Here is an 8273-nt window from a genome sequence, read left to right on the forward strand (position 1 = left end):
CCCCGCGCGCTACCCGCCGGGGGTTTCGGTGAGGTGGCGGGCGGGACCCTTCAGCACCTCGCCCGGCTTTGCGCCCGTGACGGAGCCGTCGAGGATGACGGGGACGCCGTTCACGAGCACGTGGTGGATGCCGACCGAGTAGCGGTGCGGGTCCACGTAGTCGGCGCGGTCGATGATGCGGTCGGCGTCGAAGACGGTGATGTCCGCCCACATCCCGGGCGCGATCCGGCCGCGATCCGACTGGCCGATCTGGTCCGTCGACATCGACGTCATCTTCCGGATCGCCTCCTCCAGCGTGAGCACGCCCATCTCGCGCACGTAGCGGCCGAGGATGCGCGGGAAGGTGCCGTAGCTGCGCGGATGCGGGAACCCGAGCCCATAGCCGACCGGGTCGCCGTCCGTCTCGAACATTGCCTGCGGGTGCCGCATGATGCGGATGACGTCCGCCTCGTCCATGAAGTGGTAGATGGCGCTGAACCCGCCCGCCAACTGGAGTTCGATCGCGAGTTGGACGCCGGTCGCGTCGTTGTTCGGAAGCCCGCGGTCCGCGGCGAGGTCCGACATCCGCCTCCCGTTGTATTCGGGGAAGGCGCGGAGCGTGCGGAACTGGATTCGTGACAGGTCCCCGCCCGTCCAGTCACGGCGCATCCACTCCTTGATCTCCGGCTCCATCCGCGCCCGCGTCTCGGGGTCCGTGACACGGACGCGGAACGAGTCGATGCCGCCCGCCAGCACCCACTGCGGAAAGAGCACGCCGGAGCCCGTGCTTCCCGCCGTGTATGGGTAGACATCGACCTTTACGTCGATGCCCGCGGCGCGCGCGGAGTCCACGAGCGCGAGCGACTGGACCGTCTTCCCCCAGCTATCCACTCCCATGGCCTTGAAGTGGTTGATGTGGACGGGCAACCCGCCCTCGGCGCCGATGCGGATCGCCTCGCGCACGGCCGGCAGGAGGCCGCGCGCCTCGTCCCGCATGTGCGTGTAGTAGATGCCGCCGTATTCGGCCGCGACCTTCGCCAGTTCGATGACCTCCTCGATCTCGGCGTAGTTCGCCGGGACATAGAGGAGCCCGCTCGCGAGCCCGAGCGCGCCATCCTCCATCGCCTCGCGGACGAGGTCCCGCATCTCGTCGAGTTCCTCGGGCGTCGGCGCGCGGTCCTCCATTCCGAGCACCTGCCGGCGGGTCCAGGTGTGGCCCGCGAAGAAGCCGATGTTGGGCGCCACCTCGAGGTCTTCGATGTAGTCGCGCAGCGGGTACGGCTGATCGCCGCTGTGCAGCGAGGGAAGGATCGTCGTGATCCCCTGGCGGATGAAGTTCTCGACCAGCGGTCGCCGGTGGACCTGGTTCTGGACGTGGTTGTGGTGGTCGATGAACCCCGGGGAGACGATGAGCCCGGCCGCGTCGATCTCCTCGGCCCCCTGCCCCGAGAGCCCGCCGTCGCGCGCCACGTCGACCACGCGGCCGTCACGGATGCCCACGTCGGCGGTGAAGCGGTCGGCCCCCGTCCCGTCGACGACCGTTCCGCCGACGATCACGAGGTCGTACGGAGCGTCGGCCGCGCGGGATGTGGGGGCGTCGTCCGCCGACTCGGGAACCACGCCGCACGCGGCGAGGACCAGAGCGACCGCAAATGCCGGGGCTGGCCGCATAAGGGTCCGGCGCATCAGCGCCCGCTCGTGCTCGTCTGCGGCTGGTCCGTCTCCCAGACCGGCACGCCGTCGCGCTTGTAGATGATCCCGTCCTTGATCACGTCGGTCACGTAGCCGAGCACGTTGATTTCGAAAAGCGGGTTGCCGTCCACGACGATGATGTCCGCGAGCTTGCCGGGCTCGATCGTCCCCGTCTCGCTGAGCCCGAGGACCTCCGCCGAGACCTTGGTGGCCGCCGAAATCGCCTCGATCTCCGTCATCCCCATGTCGACGAAAGCCGACACCTCACGCCACGCCGACTCCGCGTGGAAGTTCAGGGGCGACCCGGTATCCGTGCCCATCGCCATGACGGCGTCCGCATCGATGAACTGGCGCCCCGCCCGCTCGCTGTTCCGGATCTGGCGCGGCGTGGTGCGGAAGTAGGATTTCCGCCAGAAGTCGTCCTTCGTGTAGGAACTCAGCACCTGCTCCCGGATCGGCTCGGGGAAGCTGTTGATGATGTCCGGATCCCAGAGGCGCTCCGGGAACTCGACCGTGGCGGGGTAGATCCAGATCCGGTGCGAAATCGTCTGTACGACCGGGATCCCCTCCATCGCGATGTGGTCGACGAGTTCCTGCGAGTAGGGGGGGACGCTGCCACCCGAGCCCGCATGCTGGAGCACGTCGCAACCGCCGCGGATCGCCCCCCACACCACCTCCTCCGCGTAGACGTGGCAGTGGATGGGGACACCCGCCGGACCCGCCACCGCCTTGATCGCCCGCATGTCCTCCTCGGTCGTGCCGATCCACGTCTTGATGACGTCGACTCCGGCGTCGATCAGCATCCGCGTCCGCTCCGCCGCTTCCTCGGGCGTGCGGTGCAGGACGCGGAGTTCGGCGGGAAGGAAGCCCCAGGCGTAGCGCGTGACCCAGGGGCCGCTCGCGAGGAGCCGGGGACCGGGGACTTCGTTGCGGTTCACCCGATCCCGGAAGGCGAGGCTGGACATCGGCGCCGCGAGGTCGACGCCCGCGGTCACACCGGCCGCGAGCAATTGCTTGGCGGACGTCTCGTACACGAGGTCGTCGTTCCCCTCGAACCACGGGAACCACCGGCTGTAGTCGCCGTGTCCGAGAATCATGATGTGCACGTGCGCGTCGACCATGCCGGGCATCATCGTCTTGCCCCGGGTGTCGATGATCTCCGCGTCCGCCGGGATCTCGATCTCGGACGCGGGCCCTACGGCGACGATCCGGTTCCCCTCGATGACGACGGCCGCATGATGGATCGGGGGCACCTCATACCCATCGAGCAATTGGCCGCCCACCAGCGCGATCGTCCCCTCCTGGGCGGCGGCGGGCGGGACCACGGGGAGCGCGGCGAAAGCCGCGAGCGCGAGAACCCCGGTTATCCGGGCGGAGCGGCGGGCGGGAACCATCATATCCTCCTCTGCCTTGGCTGCTCTGGATCGATGCGGCTGAATCAACGTGGGGCGTAAATCCGTCGGCGGGCAATGGCGGGTGGGCAGACCTCCGGACGTTCCCGCGGGAACGTCACGGGCGTGATGAGTCTCCGTTGATCGGATCCGCCATCCTGTGATCCGGTAGCACGGGCGGCGTGCGTTCGCGCGGGAGAACTCAAGGCCCCTACGTTGGGTCCGGAATCACGGAGGTATGATGAAACATCCCTGTCATCACGCTACGCGGCATCCCGGACGAGGCGGTACATCGCCGGATCCGGCGGAGGCACGCCGATGAGCGGGGAGATCATCGCCATCATCGGGGCGGCCATCGCCTTGGCCGCGGTAATCGTTCCCGGCCAGCGCGGCATGCGGAACGACATCAAGCACCTCCTGACGAAGACGAGTGGGCTGGATGGACGCCTCGACGCCATGGATGGACGCCTCGACGCCATGGATGGACGCCTCGACGCCATGGATGGGCGTCTCGGTGCCGTCGAGGGGCGTCTCGGCGCCGTCGAGCGGGAGGTCGCGACCGTGCGCACGGAGGTGGCGCAGTTGGAGACACGGCTTACGAGCTGCATCGGCAAACTCGAGGCGGAACTCAAGGAACGCCTGGCCCGGCTCGAAGGCTACTTCGAAGCCATGGGGGGCGGGGAACGCGCGATCCGAGAGCGAGCCGCCAAGTAAGCGGAGCCGTTACCGGCCGCGGTAGATGGGGGCGCGTTTCTCTGCGAAGGCCTCCAGGCCCTCGCGCCAGTCCTCGGAGGCCATGCAGGTGAAGAGCGCTTCAGCCTCCAGGCGCAGCGCCTCCCCGGGGTCGACGGACTCCGCCCGGTCGAGCAGGCGCTTGGCGAGGCGCATGGAGATCGGGGCGTTGCGGGCCAGCTGGCCGGCGAGGTCGAGCGCGGCGGGGAGAACCTTTTCGGCGGGGAGCACCTCGTTCGCCAACCCCCACGCGCCCGCTTCCTCCGGGGTAAAGTAGCGGCCCAGCAGGATCAGTTCGGCCGCGCGCGCGTGTCCCACGCGCCGGCGCAGCGTGTAGGCCGTGCCGCCGCCGATGAAGGTCCCGAGCGCAACTTCCGGCATGCGCAGCTTCGCCCCCTCCGCCACGATGACGAAATCGCACGAGAGGGCGAGTTCGCAGCCCGCCCCGATCGCGTGTCCGTTCACGGCCGCGACCACGGGCTGCGGCAGCGTCTGGAGCGCGCGGAACACGCGCTGGCTCGTCTCGATGTAGGCGTGGCGCTCCGCCCGCGACGCCTCGTGGTCGCGGTGTGCCTTGAGGTCGGCCCCGGAGCAGAATCCCCGCCCGGTCCCGGTCACGACGACGACGCGCGTCTCGAAGTCCGCTCCGATCCGGGCGAGTTCGGCTTCCAGCGCCTCGTACATGGGGAGGCTGACGGCGTTGAGACGGCGGGGACGGTTGAGGCGGAGGATCCGGACGGGACCCTCCGCCTCGACCAGGAGCGGGACTTCTGCGGCGGCGCTCAGCTTCCCGCGTCGTCCGTCGTGGTGACGGGCTTCGCAGGCTTCACGTGCATCTCAAGCCAGCGGTCTGTCTCCCACAGGACGTGCAGGACCGACTCGCGCGCCGCGTAGCCGTGGCTCTCGGCCGGCAGGAAGACGAGCCGCGCCGTCGCGCCCAGCCCCTTGAGCGCCGCGTAGAAGCGCCGTGACTGAATGGGGAAGGTGCCCGAGTTGTTGTCGTCCTCGCCGTGGATGATGAGGATGGGCTCGTTCACCTTGTCGGCGTGCATGAAGGGCGACATGTACAGGTAGAGGTCCGGGTCCTCCCAGAAGAGCCGCTGCTCCCGCTGGAAGCCGAACGGCGTCAGGGTCCGGTTGTACGCGCCGCTGCGCGCCACGCCGGCCCGGAAGATGTCCGAGTGGGCGAGCAGGTTGCCGGTCATGAAGGCGCCGTAGGAGTGTCCGCCGACGCCGACCCGGTCCGGATCCACGACCCCGCGCCGTACGCCCTCGTCCACCGCCGCCTGGGCGTTCGCCACCAACTGCTGGCGGAAGGTGTCGTTGGGCTCCGCGTCGCCCTCGCCGATCACCGGCATCGACGCGTTGTCGAGCACGGCGTAGCCCCGGGTGACGTACGGCACGGCACCGCCGTAGGGGATCCGCGTGAACTGGTAGGGCGAGTCCCGCCGCTGGCCGGCCGCCGCCGCGCTCTTGAACTCGGTCGGATACGCCCACACGAAGGTCGGGAGCGGACCATCGCGCTCCTGGTCATAGTCCGCCGGCAGGTAGAGCGTCGCCGAAAGCGGGATGCCGTCCCCGCGCTCGTACTGGATCGCCTCCTTGCGGACGCCGGCGAACTGCGGATACGGGTGCGGGAATTCGGTCACGGCGCTGATCGTCCCCCGCTCGAGGTCGCGCAGGAAGTAGTTCGGGGGCTCGTCCACCGACTCCCGCCGCGTCATCAGCCGCCCGTCGTCGAGGAGCGTGACCACGCCCTCGTAGTACGGCGCCTCCGAGCGGAACAACTCCTCTTCCGCCCCCGTTTCGAGGTTCCGCTTCCTGAGGAAGGGACGGTTGCCTTCCGGCGAAGCGCCCTGCCCCGCCAAGTAGATCGAGGACCCGCCGTCGGCGGTCATGAGGACGCCCCGGCCGCGCGCGTTCGTCGTGAACATCGGGAAGCCGGGGTTGTTGTAGCGGTCCTCCGTCTGGAGGTCGAAGATCAGCTCCATCTCGCCCGGGGCGTCCGGGTCGATTCGGTAAGTGCGCTGCTGGCGGGTGGAGAACCAGTTCTCGTTCAGGAAGGCGAATCCCTCCTCCGCCCATATCACGCCGCCGTAGCGGAGCGGGAGATCCGCGATCGCGACGGGCTCGCCGGAGAAGGGCGCCGCGTGCATGAACACCCGGTCGCGGATGTCCGCCTCGGCGAGAGCGTCGCCGCCGTCCTGCGCCTCCGTCCAATAAAGCGTCGCGTCCGCGTCGGCGCGCCACGCGATCGACCGCACGCCCGTCGGCACCGACCCGAACGACGTGGGGACGCCATCCTGGAGCGGGAGTTCCGCGACCTCGTGCACTACGTTCCCCTGCGCGTCCCACACTTCGATCGTCCTCGGGAAGCGGGAGGCCGGCACCTGGTACGAGTACGGCCGGTGGGTCGTCTGCACGAGCAGGTGCTCGCCATCCGGCGATGGCGAGGCGCCCGAGAAGATCGACGGATCGCCGACCATGGCCACCGACCCGTCGAGGCCGACGCGGGCCAGCTGCGCCGTCGAGTAGTACTGGTAGAGCGCCTCATCGTGCTGGTTCTGCAGCAGGTCCTGATACGTGCGGGCGGGGGCCGCCTCCCCCGACGTCTCCTCGATCATGGGCGCCGTCGGCACCATCGGCTCGGCGGGCGCCGGGCCGCGGCCGGGCGGCGCCGCCATGGCGTAGAGGAAATCTCCTTCCGGAGACCAGTTGAACGGGGCCCCGAAGCCGACATTCACGAGGTCGAGGTCCGACAGCCGCCGCGCCGCCGCGGAGGCGACGTCCAGTATCCAGAGCTGCACGGCCGAGTCGGTGTCGTGCGTGAACGCCACCGCGCTCCCGTTCGGCGACCAGCGCGTGTTGCGGATGCGCGGGTTCGTCGGCAGCCCGGTCACGGTACGCTCTTCGCCGTCGAACGTGCGAAGCGCCAGCCCGTTGGAGGGCCGCGCGCGGCTGGGGCCGTTCGTGCGCGGGTTGATGCGGAGCCCGGCGATCCGCAGCTCGGGCGCCGCCACCTCGGCGATCGACGGCAGGCTGGGCCGCATCGTGAGCAGCATCACCGATTCGTCGGGGCTCAGACTGATGCCCGGCGTCGCCGGGGCGTCGACGAGCGCGGCGAGTTCGGCGGCCGGCGTCTGGTATCCGTCCGCTCCCTCCTGCGCGGCGACCTCCGTCGTGGCCGCGGCGAGGAGGAACGCGAAGGAGAGGGAAAGTCGAAGGACTCGGGGACTGTGATCGTGTCGCATTGTACAGGCTCCAGCTGATGACCGAGGTCGCATGAACCGGTGATCGGGACCACCTGGTGTCGTGTCCCAGGTGTCGGGTCCCGGGTGTCGTGTCCCGGAAAAAGTCCGAACCGCCCATGGCGCACGCAAGACGCGCCGGACCTGGGGGGCACGCCGGCGCCGCCGCCCCGGGCGCGCCGGTACGGCCGCCCCGACCGTCCCTGCTGTCGCGCGGCCCCCCGGTGCGATAGCGTTGCCGGGCCGGCGAACGACGGCGGCGTTCGCGGGCGCAAACAGAAGAGAAAAAGGGAGACAGGGAGATGCGGATGATGGACGCGCGTTACGTCCGGTTGTGGACGGCGGGGGTTGCCGTGGCGGTCGGGTTGGCCGGCTGCGCACCCGAGGGAGACACCGGAGAAGCCGACGCCTCCACTGCGGCGGTGGCCGACGAGGCGGCAACCCAGGAGGCGGCGCAGGAGGCGGCTCAAGTGGCGCTCGGCCCCGTGGACGGGCACGACTTGCCGCCGGCGGACCTCGAGCGCGTACTCGCCGGCAGCCCCGCGCCCGACTTCACCGCCCTTTCAAGCACGGGCGAGCCGATCACGCTTTCGGATTACCGCGGAGAGAAGGACGTCATCCTCTTCTTCTACCGCGGCCACTGGTGACCGTACTGCGCAAAGCAGCTCGGAGAGCTGCGAGACTTCATGACGCCCGAACAGCGCGAACGGACCCAGCTCCTGGCGATCGCCCCCGACAGCCCCGAGGACATCGGGCTCATGGTCGACCGCGTTCTCGAGGACTACGACTACGCGCTCGACTTCCCGCTCCTGTCCGATGACGGCTCCGCGATCACGAACCGCTACGGCCTCCTGAACGAGGACGACGGGCGCGGGCGCCAGATCCCGCACCCCACGACCTACGTCATCGACATGGACGGCACGGTGCGCTGGAGCTTCACGGAAGTGGACTACCGAGTCCGCCCCGAACACGCCGACATCCTGGCCGCGCTCGAAGCCCTGGAGCGCTAGGAGGGCAGTTTTCCGGCGGAGCGGCTCGGGCGCAGCCGCCCGCCGTTCAGCGACCCAGCCGGCAGCGGCCCATGTTGCAGGTGAGGCCGGTCAGTTCCTGGCTCAGCTCCCTGAGGCGGGCGCGCGCTCCGGGGTCGTAGGCCTGGTCGTTCGCGCGGGTCGGACGGAGGCCGCTGAAGTACTGCCCGCTCTCGAAGTCGTCCGAGTCGACGACCTGCATC

The 8273-nt window shown here is 69.6% G+C and carries 6 protein-coding genes; 2 read left to right on the forward strand and 4 right to left on the reverse strand.

All coding sequences use genetic code 11. The features are described from left to right. Window positions 1–9 precede the first annotated feature (9 nt). Window positions 10–1665, reverse strand: coding sequence for a D-aminoacylase (locus tag OXN85_01820; GenBank protein MCY3598696.1), 1656 nt, complete (start codon window positions 1663–1665; stop codon window positions 10–12). Continuing rightward, window positions 1665–3068, reverse strand: a complete 1404-nt coding sequence (locus OXN85_01825) for an amidohydrolase family protein (GenBank protein MCY3598697.1) — start codon at window positions 3066–3068, stop codon at window positions 1665–1667. The genes OXN85_01820 and OXN85_01825 overlap by 1 nt, the downstream gene beginning before the upstream one ends. A gap of 312 nt (window positions 3069–3380) precedes the next feature. Between OXN85_01825 and OXN85_01830 the strand changes: the two genes are divergently transcribed. Beyond that, window positions 3381–3776: a hypothetical protein gene (locus OXN85_01830; protein ID MCY3598698.1), complete on the forward strand. Its 396-nt coding sequence runs from the start codon at window positions 3381–3383 to the stop codon at window positions 3774–3776. A gap of 9 nt (window positions 3777–3785) precedes the next feature. Here the strand turns inward: OXN85_01830 and OXN85_01835 are convergent, their stop codons facing one another. Beyond that, the gene (locus tag OXN85_01835; GenBank protein ID MCY3598699.1) at window positions 3786–4526 is read right to left on the reverse strand and encodes an enoyl-CoA hydratase-related protein; all 741 of its coding nucleotides are present in this window, start codon (window positions 4524–4526) and stop codon (window positions 3786–3788) included. A gap of 50 nt (window positions 4527–4576) precedes the next feature. Next, on the reverse strand, window positions 4577–7045 hold the full coding sequence (locus OXN85_01840; protein ID MCY3598700.1) for a prolyl oligopeptidase family serine peptidase: 2469 nt from the start codon (window positions 7043–7045) through the stop codon (window positions 4577–4579). Between the two features lie 308 nt (window positions 7046–7353). Between OXN85_01840 and OXN85_01845 the strand changes: the two genes are divergently transcribed. After that, on the forward strand, window positions 7354–8052 hold the full coding sequence (locus tag OXN85_01845) for a redoxin domain-containing protein (GenBank protein MCY3598701.1): 699 nt from the start codon (window positions 7354–7356) through the stop codon (window positions 8050–8052). The last annotated feature ends 221 nt before the right edge of the window (window positions 8053–8273 follow it).

The sequence above is a fragment of the Candidatus Palauibacter australiensis genome (genome assembly GCA_026705295.1).
Taxonomy (GTDB): domain Bacteria; phylum Gemmatimonadota; class Gemmatimonadetes; order Palauibacterales; family Palauibacteraceae; genus Palauibacter; species Palauibacter australiensis.